This is a genomic window from Haloferax sp. AB510, from assembly GCF_024136985.1.
Classification (GTDB): Archaea; Halobacteriota; Halobacteria; order Halobacteriales; family Haloferacaceae; genus Haloferax.
Window position 1 is genome coordinate 1 of record NZ_JAMYJY010000046.1, and the last position, 21,099, is coordinate 21,099.

Here is a 21,099-nt window from a genome sequence, read left to right on the forward strand (position 1 = left end):
CGCGGGTCGCCAGCGCGTCGATGCCGGCCTGTCCGTCGGCGCGGCGGAGAATGCGAACCGCGCGCCCGCGGGTGACGCCGGCGTCGACGAGCGCCCGCACGTCGGCCGACTCGATAGCGGCGACCGCTCCCTCCCTGCCGAGAGCCGATTTCAGTCGGTCCGAGGTCTTCGGCCCGACTCCCCAATAGTCTTCGAGTCGCATACCGGGGGCGTCTCACCGGGCGCTCTTAGGTCCATCCGTCGGCCGGTGCCGCCGCTGTTCGAGGGGTGGTCCGCGAAGAAAATATCAGTGTGACGTGACGCGCTGGTCGGTGTCGGTGTCGGTCGCCTCGTCGGGATGGAGCAGCTGTCGGCCGGGCACCGACTCCGCGTCGCGGTCGAGGTCGCGGGCGGCACCGACCGCGAGAACGGTTGTGAGCGTTCGGACGGCCCGCTCGTGGTCGGCGCGGCAGTCACGGAGGGCCATCGGGCCGATTCCGAGTTGGTGGTACGGTTCGAGGTCGGCGCTCGTGAGCACCCCGCGGTTGCGGTAGTCTGTGGCGATTTCCACGAGCAGCGAATGCACGTGAATGAGCTCGTTTTTCTTCATGGATTGCACGTATGTGCTCATCCGGCGTAAATGGCGCGGTGATGCGTGCTTTTGGTCTTGTATCTGCATCGGCTAGAAATGAATGTACGCCCTGGGGACACGAACGAAACACCCGTCGCTCGTCGGGCGATTTCGCGGAAAGGGAGTTGGGGTTTGGGCAGGGACACGTCCCCAGGGCGGAGAGAGGGGGTAGGTTGTCGATTCCGCCGTAGGGTCGTGCGGGCACGACGAGTGACCCGGGCAGGTCACTGTGGCCATATAGTCGGATGGCGCGGTCGATACTAATTCACGGCCCTACGTGGTTAGGTCTGGTTCGGGCCGACCGAGAAACGCACAAGTCAGTGGGGGTTAGAGTCGGGGTATGCACGCACGACGGGACGCCGGTTCGAGGGGTGGTCGAGACGGATGACCGACGAGTCTCCGCAGTCGGTCGACGACCCGTCTGCGACGGAGCGCGAACTGCGCCAGCGACTCGACATCCTCGCGACGTTCAACGAGGTCGTCGCGGACGTGAACGAGACCATCGTCGACGCCGGCGGGCGCACGGACATCGAACGCCAAGTCTGCGAGCGACTCGTCCAGACCGACGAACTCCGGTTCGCGTGGGTCGGCGTCGTTGACGAGACGACCGGCGACGTGGAGCCGACCGCGTGGGCCGGCGTCGAGGACGGCTACCTCGACGAGATAGACGTGTCGGTGTCGGCAGAGCGCCCCGAGGGAAACGGCCCGGTCGGCCGCGCGGTCCGGTCGAACGCGGTGCAGGCGACCCACAGCATCGCCGACGAGCCGGCGTTTGGACCGTTCCGCGAGCCGGCACTCGAACGGGGCTACCGCTCGGCGGCGTCGGTGCCGCTCGTCTACGACGACGCGCGCTACGGCGTGCTCACGATGTACGCCGAACACGAGCGGGCGTTCACCGCGGAGCTCGGCGAGCCGATTTCGAATCTCGGCCACGCCGTCGCCCACGGCATCGACACCCACGTCCGGCGGGAGCGCGAGCGCGAACTCGAACGCCGCGAGCAGGCGTTTTCGCGCATCGTCGAGGACATCGAGGAGTACGCACTGTTCCGCCTCGACGCCTCGGGTCGCGTCGAGAGCTGGAACCGCGGTGCGGCGGCCATCAAGGGCTACGATACGGAGGAGATACTCGGCAAGCACATCGAGACGTTCTACACCGACGAGGACGCCGAAGACGGCCTGCCAGAGCGCCTCCTCGACCGAGCACGAACCGAGGGCCGAGCGGAGAACGAGGGGTGGCGCGTCCGTGCCGACGGCACTCGCTTTTGGGCGTCTGTCACCATCACCGCCCTGACCGACGACGCCGGTGAGGTCATCGGCTTCGCCAAGGTGACCCGCGACATGACCGAGCGGAAGCGCCGCGAGCAACAGCTCGACGCGGTGTTCAACAGTACCTTCCAGTACATCGGACTGGTCGAACCCGACGGGACGGTCCTCCGGGTGAACGACGCCGCGCTCGACCTCGTGGACGCCGACCGCGACGACATCGTCGGGTCGCGGGCGTGGGAGACACCGTGGTGGCGCGGCGACGACGAGCGTATCGCCGACCTCCGGGACGCCCTCGACCGCGCGGCCGACGGCGAGTTCGTGCGCTACGAGGTCGAGATTTCGCGGGAGAACACGGACCGGCCGGTCGTCATCGACTTCTCCGTCACCCCGGTCCGCGACGACGACGGCGAGGTGTCGCTTCTGGTCCTCGAGGGCCACGATATCACCGCCCGCAAGGAGCGAGAACGGGAGTTGCGCCGCGAACAGGAGCGACTGGAGTTCGTGAACCGCATCATCCGGCACAACCTCCTCAACGGGCTGAACGTGGTCGGTGCGCGGGCGGACATCGTCGAGGACTTCGTGGACGACGCGGGGCTGACCCACCTCGAAACGATACAGGGCCGCGTCCGCGAGATGACCGAACTCGTCGGGACGATGCGGACGTTCATGAAGGTCATCGTCGAGCGCGAGTCCCACGAGTTCCGGCCGCGTCGAATCGACGAGGCGGTCGACCACGGCGCGGAGTCGCTGCGGAGCGAGACCGACGCCGCGAGCGTCGAAGTCGGACGACTCCCCGACGTTTCGGTCGTCGCCGACGACCTGCTGGACGAGGTCATCGAGCACCTGCTGAAAAACGCCGTCCAGCACAACGACAAGCCGAACCCGGCGGTCGAAGTCGAGGTGGGAGCCGGCGACGACGCGGTCGAACTCCGCGTCTCCGACAACGGCCCGGGCGTTCCGGACGAGGAGAAACACCGCATCGTCGACCAGCGCATCGAGGACCTGTCGAACCCGGGCAACGGCTTCGGCCTGTTTCTGGTCCGCGAAATCGTCGAGAGCTACGGCGGAACTGTCGCAATCGAGGACAACGACCGCGGCGGGGCCACGTTCGTCGTCACGCTCCCGCGAGCGTGAGTTCGGCCCGCGGTCGGCTCGCGGGTCAGCTCGTGGCTCGGTTCGCAGTCGGTTCGCAGTCGGTCGCGGGAGTCCCGCGTCCGTCAGAGACGACCGAATCGGGTCACTGAACCGCCTAAATTCCACCTGCTTCGATGGGCAGATATATTACCGTTCGCCGTTACTGTGTGTTCGATACGATGGTCACCGAACGCTCGGCGCGCGAGAGCCCCGGACAGCGGGCCGCCGAGCAGGTCGTCCTCGTCGTTGACGACGACGAGGACCTCGCAGACACCTGCCGGTACTGGCTCGATGGCGAGCGGTTCGCCGTCGAGACCGCCTACGGTGGTGAAGAAGCCCTCAACCGACTCGACGACACCGTCGACGTCGTCCTCCTCGACCGCCGAATGCCGAACGTCACGGGCGACGACGTGCTCGACGAGATTCGCGAGCGCGACTTCGACTGCCGCGTAGCGATGATGACCGCGGTCGAGCCGGACACCGATATCGTCGACATGCCGTTCGACGCCTACCTCGTCAAGCCCGTCTCGGAGTCGGAGGTCAAAGAGACGGTCGAAGAGCTGCTCGTGCGGTCGGGCTTCGAGTCCGAGGTCCGCGAGTACTTCGCGCTCGAATCCACCGAGGCGGCGCTCGACAGCCGCGACGTGGAGGAACTCCGCGAACCCGAGGCGCTTTCGGACCTCCGCAGCCGGCTGAAGGCGGTGCGGGCCGAACACGAGGCGGCGATTCGCAACCGCGAGGCCCAGCTCGACCGCCTGAACCGAACCAACGAGCTCCTCCGCGACATCGACCGGGCGGTAATCGATGCGCGGACCCGCGACGAAATCGAACAGACTGTCTGCGACGCGGTCGCGAGCGCCCACGAGGCCGCGGTCGTTCTCAGACGCACCGCTGCCGGCACGCTCCGGTGTACCGCCGCGGCGGGCTACGGACTCGAACCCGCGGGCGTCGACTTCGACTTCGTCGACGAGGCGTTCGACATCGACGGAACGGTCGAAGACGGCTTCGCCTTCGAGGACATCTCCGAGGCGCACCGCGCGGCGGTGTTCGGCGACGACGCCGCCGACCTCGACGCCGTGTCGGCGCTCTGTGTCGCTATCGACTACCGCGAGACGGCGTACGGCGCACTCGTCGTCTACGACGAGACCGACGGCTTCGACGAGGAGTCCGTAGGACTGTTTTCCGACCTCGGCGCGACCGTCGGCAACGGTATCAACGCGACCCAGAGCAAGCAGCTTCTCAACGGCGACAGCGTCGTCGAACTGGAGTTTCAGATCGCCGGCGCGGGTGACGCCGGCGTGCTCGCCGGGCTCTCGGCGACGCTCGACTGCCGGCTCTCGCTGGACGGCGTCACCCGCGCCGGCGACGAGCTCACCTGTTTTGTCAGCGTCGCCGGCGCGTCGGGGTGCGATGCGGTCGCGGCCGCCATCGACTCGGACGGACGTCTCGCAGGCCCGCGTCGTCGCCGACGGCGACGAGGAGTCCGTCGTCGAACTCCGCACCGACGCCGAGGCGGTGCTGTCGACCGCCATCGACCACGGCGCGAGCGTGGAGCGGTTGACGCTCTCCGAGGGGAGCGGCACCCTCGCGCTCCACGTCGCGGCCGACGCCGACCACGGCGCGCTCGTGGAGGCGGTGACGGCGGCCGCACCCGGCGTCTCGGTCGTCGCAAAGCGCGAGGTGGAACGGTCCGTCCAGTCGGCCGACTCCTTCCGGCGGACGCTCGACTCGAAACTGACAGACCGGCAGAAGACGGTCCTCGAAACGTCGCTCGTCTCCGGCTACTTCGAGTGGCCCCGCGGGAGCACGGCCGAGGAGGTCGCCGACTCGCTCGGCATTTCGCCGCCGACGCTCCACGAACACCTTCGGACGGCGGAGCGAAAGCTCATCGAGACGTATTTCGACGAGTTGAATCCCGCGGCGGCGGACGACTGAGGCGGACGGCTACCGACCGTCGAAAGGAGATTAGTCGAGTTTGGCTTCGGGCGCGTTGCCGACGAATCGGTCGGCGGCGTCGAAGACGTCGCGTTTGGTGACTGGCTTCGTGAGCACGGCGTCAACGGGGAGGTCGGCGAGTTCGTCGCCGGGTGTGGCGCTGAGCATGACGACGCCGAACGACGCCGGGTCGACTCGGCGGCGGAGTTCTTCGAGGACGGATTCGCCGGAGAGACCGGGGAGGTTGTGGTCGAGGAAAACGAGGTCGACGCTCTCGTCGAACGTCTGGAGGGCCTCACGCCCGGAGTACGCGACTCGGACGCGGTAGCGGCGTTCGAGCCACAGCGCGAGGCTATCGGCGAGGGCGGCCTCGTCGTCGACGAGGAGGACAGTCGGCGCGTCGGGCGTGGGTGTCTGTGTCATGGCTCGGACCGTGGCTACGTCGGTGTCGCGGAGGCGGTCGGTCGGACTCGGGCGTGGTCTGCCGAGGGTGGACGCCGGTCGGCAGCGGTCTCGCTCACGCGTCGTTCATTCGCTGGGACCGCGTGTTCCCACAGCGCGTACAGCGCGTGACGCGGTACGGCTCGCGGGAGAACTCGCGGTTCTCGCGTTTCCGGCTCTCGGTCTTGATTTCGATGGAGACGTCGTGCGGCGTTCGGGCTTCACACGACTGGCACTCTTCGACGAACTCGTTATTTCGGGGACTGCTTTTACTCTTCGACATAGAGCGGTCGTAGCAGTAGCTATGGACTGTGTGCGGTTGAATGCGGAACCTAATCGATTTGGGAGGTAGACCAATCGAGAGGCGGCGGCCGCTCGTCGGTCGAAGAAAACTACTCCGCGGGGACGATTTTCTCGTCGTACTTGTCGCGGAACTCCTGGATGAGCGTACCCATCTGGGCGTACCAGTCGTTGAGCATGCGCTGCATGTCGTCTGCGACCTCGTTGGGGTCGGTCGGGTGGTAGACGTGGTAGTAGCCGCCGTGTTCGTAGTTCACCTGTTCCTTCTGGATGAGCCCCGCCTGCAGCAGGCGCTGGATGGAGCGGTAGGCGGTCGAGCGCTCCCGTTCGACCGCTTCGGCGACCTCGTCGACGGTCAGGTGTTCGTCGGTCTCGACGAGCACCTCGAAACACCGCCGGTCGAGTTGCTTCAGTCCGTGGAGACACTCGAGGAGCCCCTCGCACTCCATGTCCGATTGCAGGTATTCGACCATCGAGCTAGCCATTATCGGTTCGGGCTACGTGGTCAGCCCTCAAAAGGGTTTGTATAGTTTGCACAACACCGGGGGAGAAACGGCGGCCCGGTGTCGCGGATTCGGGTTCGATGCGAGTGAGGTTCGCGTGCGAGCCGTCGCCTTCAGTCGGCGGTCGAACTCCCGGCGGCCGAAGGCGCGCGCATGGACTTGACGGCGCTGTAGAGCACCGCGCCGGAGACCATGAGCGCCGACCCGAGGATGAGCGCGAGACTGACGTAGTCGAGGACGCCCATGCCGAGGTAGTTCCCGGCCTGCCGCACGGCGACCGCGAGCGCGCCGAGGAGCAGCATCAGGCCGAAGTAAATCTTGATCTCGTCCTCGTCGACGATGGAGGTCGCGGCGGAGCCGACGCGCGCACCGAGCGCCGAGCCGGCGAGGAGCGGCGCGACGATAGAGAGGTCGACGCCGCCGGACTGCGCGTAGAGGAACGAGCCGATGCCGCCCGAGAACATGATCTCGAACAGGTCGGTCCCGACCGCGATAGGCACCGGGACGCCGATAAGGTAGAACAGCGCGGGCATGCGAATGAAGCCGCCGCCGACGCCGAGGAAGCCCGAGAGGAGCCCCGTGGCGAACGCGACAAGGAGAATCATCCACAGCGAGACCTTGACGCCGCCGCGGAGGGTTATCATCGGCGGGAGCGAGTAGCTCTGAATCTTCTTCGCCAACTCGGGGATGTCGTCGGCGTCGATGTCGGCGTCGCCGTCTACGTCGTGGCTGACGCCGCCACCGTTCCCGCCCTTTAGCGCCTCGTAGGTGACGAACAGCCCGATACCGCCGAGCAAGAGCACGTACGTGACGCTGATGATGTTACCGGCGAGTCCGAGTTCTTCGAGGTAGAGGACGATTTCCTTCCCGACTTCGAGGCCGACCGTGGTTCCGATGATCATCGAGATGCCGAGTTTGTAGTCGACCTGCCCGAGGTCGCGGTGCTTCAGCGTCGCGATGACGGAAGTCCCGAAGACGAACGCGAGGCCGGAGCCGACGGCCACACGCGAGGGATACCCCATGACGAGCAGCGCGGGCGTGACGAGGAACGACCCGCCCATGCCGAAGAAGCCGAACAGAACGCCGATGAGGACGCCGAACGCGACGAAGAGCGCCAGCATCCCGGCCGACATGCCGAATAGCTCGAACACGCTCACTCACCACCGATGGCCTTCCGCACGGACGGTCCGAGCGCGGCGGTCAGCGCACCGTAGCCGACGTACAGCACCATCGCCTCGACGAGAACGACGCCGACGAGCGCGGCGGCCTGTGCGTTTCCGCTCAACGTCTCGATTCCGAACATCTTACCAGCACCCCTCGGGGCGCTCAGAGTGTATTGCACGCATCATACTTTCTTGTACATGGCTGGCTAACCGGAGTGAGGATATAACGCTTTTGGGAATACTGTACAATACCATATCGTCATTGCATACCCATAAGTTATAGATTGACCATAGAAATACCACTTAATCGGGGCATATTTTGTATCACACGACGTTACGAACATATTTCTCCGCTATCTATGACAAAATAGCTGTTTGCTTATTGTGCAATACTGTATCCAAGCGTACTGAAATGGAGAAATCGCGGTCGAGAAGCACTCATCACCGCATTCACGGGGATTGCGGCGACCGCCGAACAACCCGCTGTCGGCGGAGACGAACGCCGGAGTGGGACACCGCGCGCGAGCCGCCGCCCGGATTCAACAGTTCACCGGAGCGGCGGGGCGCTCCGTCGCCGTCGCTCTACGGTCGAGAGACGAAAAACAGGAAAGAACGAAGTCCGATTCGCCAGCGGGGCGGGTCAGTCGGCAGAGGTGCCGGTCGCGGCGCTCTCGGCGCGGCGGGCGCGCCAGAGTCCCTGCAGGTATGCGCCGACGAACATCCCGCCGATGGCGATGAGGATGGGGTAGTTGCCGACGCCGAGGCTGGCGTAGGCCGCGCCGGGACAGATGCCGGAGATACCCCAACCGGCACCGAAGACGACCCCGCCGACGACGACGTTCTTGTCGAACGATTTCAGGCGTCGGCCGTAGTCGCGCCCGGTGAGGGGCGCTCGGTCGCCGAACGCCTCGGCGAGCGCGAAGACGGTGCCGGTGACGACGGCGGCCCCGCCCATCACGAAGACGAGGCCGAAGTCGTCGAACTGGAGGAAGTCGAGGACGACCTCCGGTCGGGCCATGTTGCTGACGGCGAGGCCGAACCCGAATATCAGGCCGCCCGCGATGACGACCAGCATGAATCCGAGTCCGCGTTCGTCGTCGCTCACGGCGACACCCCCAGCGCGCTCAGGAGCTGTGCGACCCCGATGGCGACGAGCATGAACGTGGCGACGTTGACGAGCGAGGTCCGCGAGCGAGAGCCGACGCCGCAGACCCCGTGGCCGGACGTACAGCCCTTCCCGATGCGGGTGCCCACGCCGACGAGCACACCGCCGACGGCGAAGCGCCACGGCTGTACGTCAGAGACCCACCAGCCATCGCCGAACAGGACGGTGTAGAGCGCGGCCCCGGCGACGATGCTCAGGGTGAACACGACCCGCCAGTCCCGCGAGGCGACGTACTTCGCCTTGTTGAACCGCGGGAGGTCGGAGACGTACGACAGCGTCGATTCGAGGAAGGTGCTCGCGCCGGCGATGATGCCCGTCCCGAGGTAGATGACGGCGGTCCCGAGTCCGATGAGGAGGCCGCCAAGCGCGTAGTGCGCGATACCGTTCGGGAAGAGCCCCTCGACGAGGAGCGGCGTCAGACCAGACATTTAGTTCGTCAGGGCTTCGTTGCTGGCCGCGCAGTTGTTCGGCCCGAGTTCGAGCTCGAAGGCGCGGTCGTCGTCCGACTCCTGCACGCCGAGGTTCGTCTCGATGATGTCGATGTAGTTGGCCGGCCGCGGCGGCATGTCCGAGAGGATGAACTCCACGAACTCGTCTTTGGGCATCGAAAGTGCGTCCATCGTGTCCTTCAGTTCCCCGAGCGTGGCGGTGTAACTGCCGTCGTCGGCGGGGATTGCCGCGTCGCTGAAGTGCGCGGAGGCCACGATGGCGTCGTCGTCGTGCGAGAGAACGCGCTCCTGCAGGGAGTCGTAGAGCATGCCGGCCGCGTCGGGTGCGCCCTCGTCGCCGTCTTCGAGGTCGGGGCGAGCGACCGACTCGATGAACAGGCCGTCGCCCGTGAACAGCACGTTGTCGACCGTGTAGGTCGTCATGCCGGTCGTGTGGCCGGGCGTGTGGATGGCCTCGATGTCGGTGTCGCCGACGGTGAGCGTCTCGCCGTCCGCGATGGTCTCGTAGGGCGTGTCGTAGTCGACGCCGCGGGCTTCCGCGGCCTCGGGGATGACGCCCGTGACGCCGTGGTCTTCGACCAGCGTGCGGACGCCGCTGATGTGGTCGGCGTGGATGTGCGTGTCGATGGCGTACTTCAGTTCCGCGCCGAGCGCCTTCGCGTCGGCGACGTACTCGTCGGCGAAGTAGCGAAGGGGGTCGACGACGGCGGCCTCGTCACCGTCGACGACGAGGTACGCCAGACAGCCGCTGGAGGGGCGCTGGTACTGCGCGACGAGCGCGTCGCCGTCGGTCTCCAGTTCGGTGTACTCGTAGATGCTCGCCCAGCCGTTCATGCCGCGTTCGAGCGCCACGGCGTCGTAGCCCTCCTGAATCAGGAGCCCGGCGACGTACTCCGAGGAGTGGCCCTTCGCACAGAGGACGACGAACTCCTCGTCTTCGGGCAGGTCTTCGAACAGCGACTCGTCGAGCTCCTCGTCGAGGAACTCGAAGTAGGGGATGTTGACGTGCGAAACGTTCTCGCCGTCGATGCGCCAGTCCTCGTGTTCCGACGGCACGCGGTTGTCAAGGATGGTGAGCGCCTCGCCCTCGTCGATGCGGGCTTTCAGCGTCTCGGGCTCGATGACTGGCACGTCGACTTCGAGTTCCGGCAGGTCTGGAACGGTCATGTATGCATCACCCACTATCGGTGGGTCCGACTTAAGCTTTCGGATGGTAGTTTGATTTTCTTGCAATACTAACTCAGAATCCATCGTCAGAAAGTAGTGCGATTTCGCACTCGTGCGAGCGTGCAATGGCGCTAAACCCCGGTTAGCAACCGATTCCGGCACGTATCGATGCCGAGTCCAAGTATTGTGTAGTCTACCCAAGAACCGACACACTTTTACGAAGCACCCCTATATTGTGGAATACACCCAACACAGGTGACCTCGAAAATGAGTACATACGAACCCACCGAGACCCTCGACGTGAAAGGACTGTCCTGCCCGATGCCCGTCGTCAAGACCCGCGGCGCGGTCGACGACCTCGAAAGCGGCGAGATTCTGCAGGTCGTCGCGACCGACTCCGGCAGTATGAGCGACCTGAAGGGCTGGGCCGACTCCACCGACGGCGTCTCCATGCTCGAACAGGAAGAGGCCGAGGAAGACGGCGACGCGGTCTTCCGCCACTTCATCCAGAAGGAATGAGCTCGGACGCCGACGCGCCCGTCGACGCGGGAGCCGCCTCCGTCGAAGACCTCAGAGCGCAGGTCCAAGCCCTGCAGGAGGAGGTCTCCGACCTCCGGGAGGCGACCGACGACGACGGACAGAAGTCGATGACCATCATCGCGACCAAAGGCACCCTCGACATGGCGTACCCGCCGCTCATCCTCGCCAGCACGGCGGCCGCCTTCGGCTGGGACGTCGTGGTCTTCCACACGTTCTGGGGGCTCGACATCCTCCACGAGGAGAAGTCGAAGAACCTGAAGCTCAGCGCGGTCGGCAACCCGAGCATGCCGATGCCGAACGCCGTGGCCGCGTTGCCCTTCATGGACAACGTCGCCACGAGCATGATGGAAAAGAAGATCAAGGAAAACGGGACAGCGACCGTCGAGGAGCTCATCGAGACCTCTCTCGACATGGGCGTGGACCTCCAGGCCTGCCAGATGACCATCGAACTGATGGGCTACGACGAAGCCGAGTTCTACGACGGCGTCACCACCGGCGTCGGCGCGGCGACGGCCCTCCAGCACATGGCCGACGCCGACGTGCAACTCATGATTTAGGCCGGCCCGTCGTCTCCCCCCAGCCATCCACTCACCCACCCCACCCTACTCCACCCCCCACAACCCCCGTGGTTCCTTTTCACCGTTTTTCGGACGCATAGAGAGCTGCGGCTGTGCGCCGTCGCGCGATTGAGACCGAGAAAATCAGAGTCCTCCGAGCGCGTCGTCGCCCGTCTCAGACGTTCCAGCCGTCGCCGAACGACTCGAACCGGTCGAGGTCGTGGCCGAACAGCACGTCGCCGCCGGTCCGGCGTTCGAGTTCCTTCACTCTCTGGAGGCTCTCGAACCAGTCGCGCTCGCTCCAGAGCAGGCCGGGGCCGAGCGGCACCTCGTCCGTGTAGTTGCCCTCGACGTAGCACTCGTCGCCCGCGACGAGCACGTCGCCCTCGGGCGTCTCGATGTGCGCGCCCAGCACGCCGGGGGTGTGACCCGGCAGGTGAATGAGCCGGAAGCCGTCGAACAGCGTGTGCTCGTCGCGGTGAACGACGTTCCAGTTCAGGTCGTGGTCGAAGTCCGAGGCGAGGTACGCGATGGAGCCCTCGGTCGTCTTCGCCGAGTAGTACGCGAACTTCAGTTCCTCCTCGTGGACGTATATCGGGACGTCAGTGCCCGCGAACTCGGCGAGGCCGCCGGCGTGGTCGAGGTGCAGGTGGCTCATCACCACCGCGTCGATGTCGGCGATGTCGTAGCCGACCGAATCGAGGTCGCCTTCGAGCGTGTGTTCCGCGGCGTCGACGTACTCGAACGCCTCGTACAGCGGGGCGGGCCAGTAGCCGTCGCCCGCCGCGGGATTCGCGCCGGTGTCCCACAGCACCGTCCGGTCGGGACCATCGACGACGGCGTTCCAGACGACGAACTCGGCCGTTTCGTGGTCGGGGCTCCGGTTCGACGCGCTCCCCATGGTGTACCCGTCGAGGACGTACCCCATATCCGTGAGAACGCGACCGCGGTCGACCAGATGGACGCTGATGTCACCCATGCGCCGGGATTAGGACGGAGCCGGCATAACAGTTCAGGCAGTCAATATATGTCCACCGGGCACTAGAGATACGCGTCGTTTCGGTCCGTTGGTTCCGAGTGACGGGCGAAACGGTCGCTGCGCGCAAAAATGGAGTCGGAGTCGTGCCGACCGACTACTGGCCGGGACCGACTTCCTCGAACGGCTGGACGATGACGAAGCCGCCCTCGCCCGCGAATTCGAGCTGGTAGGACTCGCCCGACGAGCGGCCGAGCAGACCCTTGATGTTGATGTCGCGGTTCGACGACGGCGAGACGTTTCCGCTCCACGCGACGGTCGCGTTGGGGTCGGTCTTGGCCGGCGTCTGGAGGACGATGGGTTCGCCGTGGGTCGTGATGGCGACGTGGCCGGGGCCTTCGAGGAAGACGTTGAACAGGCCGCCCGAGGAGGTCCCGGCGATGCTCGTCAGCATCTTGATGTCCCAGCTCACGCTCGACTCGAACGCGAGCACGTCGTTGCCGTTGACGCTCAGTTCCTCGCCCGCGTCGAGTTCGAGAATCTGGACCTCCTTGGCCTGGTCTGCGAGATAGAGGTGACCGGTGCCGGTCGCCTGCATCATGACGTCGCCCTCGCCCGTGGCCTTCTTCTTGAGCATCCCCTTCAGGCCGCCGGCGGACTTGCGCTCGAAGGAGATGTCGCCGGTGTAGCCGACCATCGACCCGGCCTTGGCCATGACGCTCCCGTCGAGAGCCACGTCGAGCAGTTTCGAGTTTTCGAGTTCGAAGGCTTCGCCGCCTTCGGACGGTGCGTGCGTGCTGACGAATTCGTCTAAATCCATTGGAGTCACCGAGTCGCAGCGGAGACGACTCTACTGGAGAGGCGACTGTCAGGGATATAGTTCTATGTGCCGCGAAGAAGCGGAACTCGAAGGCTGTGCGCTCAGTCCCGGCGGCTTCGGTGGCCGGGGTTCCACTCGGCGTCGAGCGCCTCGTGGGTGAAGGGGACGGCGTCCTCGCCGGCGTAGGTGGCGACCAACTGGCCGTCGCCTTCGAGGTAGTACTTGTAGGTGGTCAGGCCTTCGAGGCCAACCGGGCCGCGGGCGTGAATCTTACCCGTCGAGATGCCCACCTCGGCACCGAGACCGTAGCGGTAGCCGTCGGCGAACCGGGTCGAGGCGTTGTGGAAGACGCTGGCCGCGTCGACGCCGGTCATGAACGTCTCGGCGCGCTCGGCGTCGTCGGTGACGATGGACTCCGTGTGCTTCGAGCCGTGGGCGTTGATGTGGTCGACCGCGTCGTACAGGTCCGAGACGACCTTGATGGAGAGTTCGAGGTCGCCGTACTCGGTGTCCCAGTCGTCGTCGGTCGCGGGGTCGATATCGACGTACTCGCAGGTCGCGTCGTCGCCGCGGAGGACGACGCCCTCGTCGCGGTAGCGCGCGACGACCGTCGGCAGGAAGTCGGCCGCGACGGACTCGTCGACCAAGAGCGTCTCGACGGCGTTGCAGACCGCGGGGTACTGCACCTTCGCGTCGAGGGCGATGTCGGCCGCCATGTCGATATCGGCCGCCTCATCGACGTAGACGTGGCAGATGCCCTCGGTGTGGCCGAGCACGGGAATCTGGGTGTTGTCCTGGATGTAGCTGACGAACTCCGAGGAGCCGCGGGGCATCACGAGGTCGACCATGTCGTCGAGTTCGAGCAGGCGGTCGACCTCCTCGTGGGCCTCGATGAGCGTCGCCCAGCCGTCGGGGAGCTCCTCGGTGGCGGACAGAATCGTCTCGTACAGCACGCGGTTCGACTCGCTCGCCTCGCTGCCGCCCTTGAGGATGACGGCGTTGCCGGACTTCAGCGCCAACGCGGCGATTTGGACGAGTGCGTCGGGGCGCGACTCGAAGATGGTCGCGACGACGCCGATGGGGACAGAAAGCTTGTAGAGTTCGAGGTCCTCGTCCAGTTCTCTCGCCGCCAGCGTCTCGCCGAGCGGGTCGTCCTGTTCGGCGACGGACTCGACCATCCCGGCGATGTCGTCGAGTTTCGCCTCGTCGAGTTTGAGGCGGTCCACGAGCGCCTGCGTGTACTCGCCGTCCGCGAGCATCGCCTCGGCCTCCTCGACGTCCTCGCGGTTGGCCGCGAGAATCGCCTCGCTGTTGTCGCGGATGGCGTCCGCGATGGCTCCGAGCGCGGCGTCGCGGTCGGCCGCGTCGACGTTGGCGAGGCGCAGCGCCGCCGACTGTGCCTGTTCGACCTGCGCGGTCGTGTCTCGCTCAGTCATCGAGTTCACCATCGAGGGGGAGGAACATTGTTCCCACCGATTCGCGCTCGGCTATCTTCGCCAGCACGTCGGGTTCGGTCGACTGTGCGATGACGGCGGGGATGCCGTACTCGGCGGCGTCGCGCGCGCCGCGGACCTTCGTCTGGATGCCGCCGAAGCCGCCGGTCGAACTCGCGGTGACGATGTCCTCCACGTCGCTGTAGTTGTCGCCGACGACCTCGATTCGCGCGGCGCCGGGGTCCTCCTTCGGGTTCCCGGTGTAGACGCCGCCCACGTCGGTGAGCGTCACGAGCAGGTCGACGCCGATGCCGACCGCGATGTTGGACGAAATCATGTCGTTGTCGCCGATTTGGAGCTCCTCGGTGGCGACCGCGTCGTTCTCGTTGATGATGGGCACGACGCCCCACTCCAGAAGCGTCTCGACCGTGTTCCGGAAGTTGGTGAACCGTTCGGGGTTCTCCAGGTCGTGCTGGGTGATGAGAATCTGGGCGACTTTCCGGTCGTAGCGCTCGAAGCTCTCGGTGTAGCGGTGCATCAGGAGGCTCTGGCCGACCGTCGACAGCGCCTGTGACGTTTCGAGGGTGTCGCGGTCCGCCGTGGGATGGTCGAGGCGACCGATGCCGGCACCGACCGCACCCGAGGAGACGAGAAGCACCTCCTTGCCGCGCGAGAGGAGCGATTCGATGTCGTCGACGAGCTTGTCGAGTTTGTCGTCGTCGAGGTTGGAGTCCTCGTCGGTCAGCGAGTTGGTGCCGGCCTTGACGATGACGCGGTCCGCCTCGGCAGCGGCGTCGCGGGCGGCGGCGACCGCGTCGGCGTCGGGCTCGGCGACCTCCGTCGTCCCCGTCGTCTCCGCCGTCTCGCTCAGTTCACTCATCGGCGAACTCCTCCGCGAGCTCCTTCGACCGGCGCTCGGCCGCGACGACGGCCTCGGTGACGGCCTCGTCGGCGGCGCTGTCCCAGAGGACCTCCATCCCCTCGATGGTCGTCCCGTTCGGCGAGCAGACCGCGTCGATGAGTTCGTCGGCGCTGCGGTCGTCCTGCACGACGGTCTCGGCAGCGCCCTTGAACGTCTGGGCGGCGAGGGTTTCGGCGTCTTCCTCGGAGAGTCCGCCCGCGACGCCGGCCTGCGTGACGGCCTCGATGAGATAGAAGACGAAGGCCGGGCCGCTGCCGTTGACCGCGGTTGCGATGTCCATCTGCGACTCCTCGACCTCGACGAACTCGCCCACGTCCGAGAGGAGTTCGCGGACCTCGTCGGTCAGGTCGCCGGTCGCCGCCGCGGCCATGTCACGGGTCTCGGCGGCGAGGTTCGGCATGATGCGGACGACGCGGGCGTCGGTGCGCGCCTCGACGAACGAGGTCGGGACGCCCGCGGCAATCGTGACGAGCGTCTGGTCGGGAGACAGGTCGAGTTCCGAGAGGACGGCCTCGACGATGTCGGGCTTGACCGCGACGAACACCACGTCGGCGTCGGCCGCGCGCGACACGTCGTCAGTCGTCTCTTGACAGTAGTCGGCGACCGCGGCGAGAGCGTCGGGGTCGAGGTCGCAGGCGACGACAGAGTGGCCGCCCGCCTTCCAGAGACCGGTGAGAAGGGCGCTCCCCATGTTTCCACAGCCGATAACACTCGTGCGTACCATTGGTGCTGACTCAAGGTACGACGCTCAGAAAGTAACTGCGTTCCGGTCAAGCCATGCCAAACCGGAAAACGAGTTGTCAGTTCTGGGGCCGTGACCGGACCGCCTTACAGCGCGCCCTGCCGGTAGATGAGGTTGCGCTGAATCTCGTTTGCGCCCTCGTAGATGACCGGGATGCGCACGTCGCGGTAGACCCGCGAAATCTTGTACTCGTTGAGGACCGACCGACCGCCGTGAAGTTGCATGCCGCGTTCGGCCACGTCGACGGCCGTCTCGGTCGACTTCGTCTTGGCGGCGGCCGCCCAGAAGCCGGCGTCCTCGTTGTTTTCGACCTTCTCGGCGGCGCGCCAGTTGAGCGCGCGGGCCGCCTCGAACTCCATGCGCATGTCGGCGAGGATGTGCTGGACCGCCTGGAACTCCGAGACGTTGCGGCCGAACGCCCGCCGCTCGTGGACGAACTCCCACGCCTCCTCGATGGCGGCGGCGGCGAGGCCGAGGCTGTGGCCGCCGACGATGATGCGACCGTGGTTGAAGAAGTCCGCGAGCATGTAGAAGCCGCCGCCCTCGGTGCCGATGAGGTTCTCCTCGGGGACCTCGCAGTCGTCGAAGACGATGTGTCCCTGCTTCGACGCGCGCATGCCCATCTTCTCGGGGATGTGCTCGGCCTCGTAGCCGGGCGTGTCCGTCGGCACGATGAACATCGAGTAGTTCGAGTAGCGGTCGTCGGTGTCGGCGGTCTTGGCGTACACCGTTAGCCAGTCGGCCTCGACGGCGTTGCCGACCCAGTACTTCTCGCCGTTGAGGACGTAGCCGTCGTCGGTCTTCTCCGCGGTCGTCTCCATACCGGCCATGTCGGAGCCGGTCTGCGGTTCGGAGACCGCAAGTCCCGAAATCTGCTCGTTTTCGGCGACCGGACGGAGCCACTTCTCCTTCTGTTCTTCGCTGCCGTAGTCCTCCATAATCTCGCACCCGAACGAGGTGAGTTGGAGCGTCAGCGCGATGCCGGCGTCGGCGCGGTAGAACTCCTCGGAGATTGCCAGAATCTGCTGGAGGTCGAGGCCCTTCCCACCGTACTCCTCGGAGATGTCCTGCGCGACGAGCCCCGCGTCCATCCCCGCCTGGAGAACCTCGTGGGGGTACTCGCCGGACTCGTAGTATTCCTCCGCGACCGGTTCGATGTGCTCTTCGGCGAACTCCCGGGCCTCCTGCTTGAGGTCGCGGGCGTGTTCGGGCACGATGGAGTCGTCGAGAAGTTCCATGTCCCGACATAGGATTGTACAGTAAAAATAGTGTATGGAACCAGTCTAAACTTCAAACTGGTTCTTCGTTAGAACCCACGACCTCCCGGCGCTCACTCGTCCGACGGGGCCTCCGCGTCGGGCGTCTTACCCTCGATGAGCGAGGAGTCGTCGTACTGGTCTCTGAGTACCTTCTTGTCGAACTTGCCGGTCGCGGTCTTCGGCACCTCTTCGATGAAGACGACCTCGTCGGGAGCCCACCACTTCGGGAACTCGTCTTCGACGAGGGCGACGAGTTCGGCCTTGAGCGCGTCCTCGTCGACGCCGCCCTTCGGGACGATGAACGCAACGGGGCGCTCCTGCCAGCGCTCGTGGGGGACGCCGATGACAGTCGCCTCGGCCACGTCGTCGTGGGCCATAATGCTGTTTTCCAGTTCGAGCGACGAAATCCACTCCCCGCCGGACTTGATGACGTCTTTCGCCCGGTCGACGATTTTCACGTAGCCGTCTTCGTCCACCGTGACCACGTCGCCGGTCTTCAGCCAGTTGCCCTTGTAGTCCTCCTCGTTCGCGTCGGGGCGCTCGAAGTACTCGGTCGTCACCCACGGGCCGCGCACCCAGAGTTCGCCGAAGTCCTCGCCGTTCCACGGGACCTCGTTCCCGTCGTCGTCGACGACGCGCATCTCCAGTCCCGGCGCGAGCAGGCCCTGCTTAGCGCGCTTTTCGTACTGCTCTTCGGCGGGGAGTTCCTCCATTCCCGGCTTGAGGTGGGCGACGGTGCCGACCGGCGACATCTCCGTCATGCCCCACGCGTGGAGCACGTCCACGTCGTGTTCCTCGTCGAACCGGCGGATGACCGACTTGGGCGCGGCCGACCCGCCGATGATGATGCGTTCGAGCGACGAGATGTCCGCGTCGTGCTCGTCGAGGTAGTCGAGCAGGCCGAGCCACACCGTGGGCACGCCCGCGGTCATCGTCACGCCCTCCTCCTCGATGAGCTTCGCGAGGTCCCCGGGCGTCGGCGACGGGCCGGGGTAGACGTGTTTCGCGCCCGCCGCGGTCGTCGAAAACGGCAGGCCCCACGCGTTGACGTGGAACATCGGCACGACCGGCATGATGACGTCTTCCGCGCCGATGTCGAGACCCGATTTGGGGAGCGTCGCCATCGTGTGCGCCCACAGCATCTGCTGGGAGTACTCGACGCCCTTCGGCTCCCCGGTCGTCCCCGACGTGTAGCACATCCCCGCCGGTTGGTCCTCCGGCAGGTCCGGCCAGTCGTACTCGTCGGGGAAGTCGGCGACGAACGACTCGTAGTCAGTCACCGGGGACAGCCCCACGTCGTCCGGCACCTCGGAGGCCATCACGACGAACTGCTCGACGGAGGCGAAGGCGTCCTCGTCGACCGCGCCGGCGAGTTTCGGCGCGAGCGACGGGTCCACGAAGATGATTCGGTCCGCCGCGTTCTCGACGATGTACTGGATGTGGTGGTCGGGGAGAAGCGGGTTGATGGTGTGCAACTGCGCGCCCATCGAGGGCACGCCGAAGTACGTCTCGAAGTGTCGGTTGTGGTTCCAGCAGAACGTCGCCACCCGGTCGCCGTCCCCGATGCCGGCGTCCGAAAGCGCCCCCGCGAGCTGTGCCACCCGTCCCTCGTACTCCGCGTACGTGTAGCGTTCCAGCCCTTCGGCGGTCCGAGAGACGATTTCGCGGTCCGGAAAGAGTTTGCCCGCGCGCCACAGGAACGGCCGAAGCGTCTGGTTGGTAGCACCTACCATACAGTCCACTTGCAGTAAAACGTAATGATTGTTTGGACACAATCCGGCGAGACGCGGGCTGCGGATTTGGCTTCACCCGCGGGCGCGTTCACTCCTCGTCGCGGTCGGGAGCGAGTTCGTCGGCGTCGTCGTCGCCGTCGCCGTCGTCAGTTTCGCTCCCCGGACTCTCGACATCATCGCGCTCGCCGTCGTCGGCTATCGCCTCGGCATCGTCGTCTCCGCCGCGTTCCGCGTCCGCGACGGTCGCGTCGGTCTCGGCGTCGTCGATGGCGGCCCCGTCGGTTCCGCTCTCGTCGCTCGCGGGCGTCGTCTCGTCGACTTCGGCCTCGTTGTCGTCGAATTCGTCGTCGTCACCGCCGTCACCGTCATCGTGATCGGCCGCGCGCTCCGGTTCAGCCTCCGCGACGGGCTTGGCCGCGACCAGCCGCTCGCGGACCGCCTCGCGGTCGATAGTCCCCGAGACGGTCCGCGGGAGTTCCTCCGCGGTCTCGACCAGTCGCGGACATTTGAACCCGGCGAGCCGCTCGCGGCAGAAGGCGTCGAGGTCTTCGTCGTCCGGGGGGTCTTCCGGGTCGGCGGGGACGACGAGCGCGGCGACGCGCTCGCCCCACTCGGAGTCAGGGACGCCCAGCACGACGACATCGTCCACCGTCGGGTGTTCCCGCAGGACTGCAGCGACCTCGCCGGGGTCGACGTTCTCGCCGCCGGTGATGATGCGGTCGTCCTTCCGGTTCAGGACGTACAGGAGGCCGTCGTCGCCGCGGTAGCCGATGTCGCCGGTCCGGAGGCCGGCGTCGGTGAAGGCGTCCGCGGTCGCCTCGGGGTTCCGGTAGTAGCCGGGCGAGACGGTCGGTCCCGCGACGACGATTTCGCCCGGCGTGCCGGGTTCGACGGCGGTGCCGTCCTCGTCGACGACCCAGAGGTCGGTGAAAAACAGCGGTCGCCCGACGGTCCCCAGGTCGGCGAACGCCTCGTCCGGGGTCGCGGTGGCGACCTGCGAGGCCGTCTCAGTCATGCCGTAGGTCGGGTAGACCGGCACCGAGTAGTTCCGACAGCGCTCGACGAGTTCGTCGGGTGCGGGCGCGCCGCCGAGGAGCACCACGCGGAGCGAGTCCGAGAGCGTCCCCCTGCTGTCGAGCATCCGCTTGAGCATCGTCGGCACGAGCGAGACGCCCGTCACGTCGTACTTGCCGATGTCGTCGGCCGCGCCGCCGGCGTCGAACCCCTCGCGGAGGACGACGGTCGTCCCGTACAGCGGGCCGCGGAGAATCGGGCCGATGCCGCCCATGTGGTGCAACGAGAGCGTGACGAGCCACCGGTCGTCGGGCGAGACGCCGAGTCGGAACGCCCCGGCGACGGCGTTGGCGAGCAGGTTGCCCATGGTGAGTTTCACGGCCTTCGGCGTCCCGGTCGTCCCCGAGGTGAAAAGCAGGAGCATCGTCTCCGAGAGCGACCAGCCCGCGGGTTCGACCCACTTCGGCGCGATGGACGAGAGGTTGATGACGCCCTCCCAGCGCGGGTCGTCCACGGAGACGACGGGCACGTCGGTCGTGGCCTCGACCGCCGTCGACTCGGTGGACTCGCCGCAGACGAGCGTCGTCACGTCCGCGAGTTCGACGTTGCGGCCGACCTCGTCGGGCGTGAGCCGGTCGCTGAGCGGGACGAGCACCGCCCCGAGCCGCGTCGCGGCGTGGATGAGTCGGACGTAGTCGATACCGGGGTCGAGAACGACGCCGAGGTGGTCGCCGGCCTCGACGCCGAGCGCGGCGAGCTGGCCGGCGGTCTCGTCCACGAGCGCGTCGAGTTCGCGGAAGGTCCACGAGTCGCCGGTCGCGGCGTGGATGAGCGCCTCTCGGTCGGGCGTCGCGGCGACCCGGTGGGAGAGCCAGTCGCGCATCGGTCCGGCGAACCCGCGGCCTCCGGCGTCAGTATCGTTCGCGGCGGCGTCACCATCGTCGCCGGTCGAGCCGTCGCCAGTAGCTAT

20 protein-coding genes and 2 pseudogenes are annotated in these 21,099 nt (G+C 66.4%); 4 read left to right on the plus strand and 18 right to left on the minus strand.

Annotation, left to right across the window (positions count from 1 at the left end):
• Together NKF06_RS10495 and NKF06_RS10500 are read right to left on the minus strand one after the other, a co-directional pair.
• Window positions 1-202, minus strand: a pseudogene (locus NKF06_RS10495) (DNA mismatch repair protein); the annotation flags it as partial.
• A gap of 84 nt (window positions 203-286) precedes the next feature.
• Window positions 287-589 (minus strand): UPF0058 family protein, encoded by a 303-nt coding sequence (locus NKF06_RS10500; RefSeq protein ID WP_058827041.1) that lies wholly within the window; start codon window positions 587-589, stop codon window positions 287-289.
• 405 nt (window positions 590-994) lie between these two features.
• On the opposite strand from NKF06_RS10500, the gene NKF06_RS10505 reads away from it, so the two are divergent.
• Both NKF06_RS10505 and NKF06_RS10510 read left to right on the plus strand, forming a co-directional pair.
• The gene (locus NKF06_RS10505; protein WP_253245346.1) at window positions 995-3,010 is read left to right on the plus strand and encodes a PAS domain S-box protein; all 2,016 of its coding nucleotides are present in this window, start codon (window positions 995-997) and stop codon (window positions 3,008-3,010) included.
• Window positions 3,011-3,189: 179 nt separating this feature from the next.
• Window positions 3,190-4,945, plus strand: a pseudogene (locus tag NKF06_RS10510) (bacterio-opsin activator domain-containing protein).
• A 30-nt stretch (window positions 4,946-4,975) separates the two neighbouring features.
• Here NKF06_RS10510 and NKF06_RS10515 read toward each other — a convergent pair.
• The 8 genes from NKF06_RS10515 to NKF06_RS10550 form a co-directional block, all read right to left on the minus strand.
• Window positions 4,976-5,368, minus strand: a complete 393-nt coding sequence (locus NKF06_RS10515; RefSeq protein ID WP_253245347.1) for a response regulator — start codon at window positions 5,366-5,368, stop codon at window positions 4,976-4,978.
• 94 nt (window positions 5,369-5,462) lie between these two features.
• Window positions 5,463-5,669, minus strand: a complete 207-nt coding sequence (locus NKF06_RS10520) for a hypothetical protein (RefSeq protein ID WP_058827037.1) — start codon at window positions 5,667-5,669, stop codon at window positions 5,463-5,465.
• Between the two features lie 109 nt (window positions 5,670-5,778).
• Window positions 5,779-6,159 (minus strand): helix-turn-helix domain-containing protein, encoded by a 381-nt coding sequence (locus NKF06_RS10525; protein ID WP_004977164.1) that lies wholly within the window; start codon window positions 6,157-6,159, stop codon window positions 5,779-5,781.
• A 143-nt stretch (window positions 6,160-6,302) separates the two neighbouring features.
• On the minus strand, window positions 6,303-7,346 hold the full coding sequence (locus NKF06_RS10530; protein WP_216635673.1) for a sulfite exporter TauE/SafE family protein: 1,044 nt from the start codon (window positions 7,344-7,346) through the stop codon (window positions 6,303-6,305).
• Window positions 7,343-7,492 (minus strand): hypothetical protein, encoded by a 150-nt coding sequence (locus NKF06_RS10535; RefSeq protein ID WP_172795776.1) that lies wholly within the window; start codon window positions 7,490-7,492, stop codon window positions 7,343-7,345. The genes NKF06_RS10530 and NKF06_RS10535 overlap by 4 nt, the downstream gene beginning before the upstream one ends.
• 500 nt (window positions 7,493-7,992) lie before the next feature.
• On the minus strand, window positions 7,993-8,457 hold the full coding sequence (locus NKF06_RS10540) for a DUF6691 family protein (RefSeq protein ID WP_058827035.1): 465 nt from the start codon (window positions 8,455-8,457) through the stop codon (window positions 7,993-7,995).
• The gene (locus NKF06_RS10545; protein WP_008093165.1) at window positions 8,454-8,945 is read right to left on the minus strand and encodes a YeeE/YedE thiosulfate transporter family protein; all 492 of its coding nucleotides are present in this window, start codon (window positions 8,943-8,945) and stop codon (window positions 8,454-8,456) included. Before NKF06_RS10545 ends, NKF06_RS10540 begins: the two co-directional genes overlap by 4 nt.
• Window positions 8,946-10,133, minus strand: a complete 1,188-nt coding sequence (locus tag NKF06_RS10550) for an MBL fold metallo-hydrolase (RefSeq protein ID WP_058827034.1) — start codon at window positions 10,131-10,133, stop codon at window positions 8,946-8,948. It lies immediately after the preceding gene.
• Window positions 10,134-10,400: 267 nt separating this feature from the next.
• Here NKF06_RS10550 and NKF06_RS10555 point away from each other — a divergent pair, with 267 nt between their 5' ends.
• Complete coding sequence (locus tag NKF06_RS10555; RefSeq protein WP_058827033.1) at window positions 10,401-10,652, plus strand: sulfurtransferase TusA family protein; 252 nt, start codon at window positions 10,401-10,403, stop codon at window positions 10,650-10,652.
• Window positions 10,649-11,230: a DsrE/DsrF/DrsH-like family protein gene (locus NKF06_RS10560; RefSeq protein WP_058827032.1), complete on the plus strand. Its 582-nt coding sequence runs from the start codon at window positions 10,649-10,651 to the stop codon at window positions 11,228-11,230. The genes NKF06_RS10555 and NKF06_RS10560 overlap by 4 nt, the downstream gene beginning before the upstream one ends.
• A 175-nt stretch (window positions 11,231-11,405) precedes the next feature.
• Here NKF06_RS10560 and NKF06_RS10565 read toward each other — a convergent pair whose 3' ends face one another.
• The 8 genes from NKF06_RS10565 to menE all read right to left on the minus strand — a co-directional run bounded on the left by NKF06_RS10565 (window position 11,406) and on the right by menE (window position 21,012).
• Entirely contained in the window at window positions 11,406-12,209 is an 804-nt protein-coding gene (locus NKF06_RS10565; RefSeq protein ID WP_253245348.1) for an N-acyl homoserine lactonase family protein, read from the minus strand.
• A gap of 154 nt (window positions 12,210-12,363) precedes the next feature.
• A complete protein-coding gene (locus NKF06_RS10570; protein ID WP_253245349.1) occupies window positions 12,364-13,026 on the minus strand; it encodes an AIM24 family protein in 663 nt (220 codons plus the stop codon).
• 101 nt (window positions 13,027-13,127) lie between these two features.
• The gene (locus tag NKF06_RS10575) at window positions 13,128-14,462 is read right to left on the minus strand and encodes a glutamate-5-semialdehyde dehydrogenase (protein WP_253245350.1); all 1,335 of its coding nucleotides are present in this window, start codon (window positions 14,460-14,462) and stop codon (window positions 13,128-13,130) included.
• Window positions 14,455-15,339: a glutamate 5-kinase gene (proB, locus tag NKF06_RS10580; protein ID WP_058827028.1), complete on the minus strand. Its 885-nt coding sequence runs from the start codon at window positions 15,337-15,339 to the stop codon at window positions 14,455-14,457. The genes NKF06_RS10575 and proB overlap by 8 nt, the downstream gene beginning before the upstream one ends.
• Window positions 15,332-16,105 carry a pyrroline-5-carboxylate reductase gene (gene proC / locus NKF06_RS10585; RefSeq protein WP_082677690.1) on the minus strand — a complete coding sequence of 258 codons (774 nt, stop codon included), beginning with the start codon at window positions 16,103-16,105 and terminating at the stop codon, window positions 15,332-15,334. Before proC ends, proB begins: the two co-directional genes overlap by 8 nt.
• Window positions 16,106-16,209: 104 nt before the next feature.
• Window positions 16,210-17,361 (minus strand): acyl-CoA dehydrogenase family protein, encoded by a 1,152-nt coding sequence (locus NKF06_RS10590; RefSeq protein WP_253245351.1) that lies wholly within the window; start codon window positions 17,359-17,361, stop codon window positions 16,210-16,212.
• Between the two features lie 92 nt (window positions 17,362-17,453).
• A complete protein-coding gene (locus NKF06_RS10595; RefSeq protein WP_253245352.1) occupies window positions 17,454-19,115 on the minus strand; it encodes a long-chain fatty acid--CoA ligase in 1,662 nt (553 codons plus the stop codon).
• 88 nt (window positions 19,116-19,203) lie between these two features.
• Window positions 19,204-21,012 carry an o-succinylbenzoate--CoA ligase gene (menE, locus tag NKF06_RS10600; protein ID WP_253245356.1) on the minus strand — a complete coding sequence of 603 codons (1,809 nt, stop codon included), beginning with the start codon at window positions 21,010-21,012 and terminating at the stop codon, window positions 19,204-19,206.
• Between the last annotated feature and the right edge of the window lie 87 nt (window positions 21,013-21,099).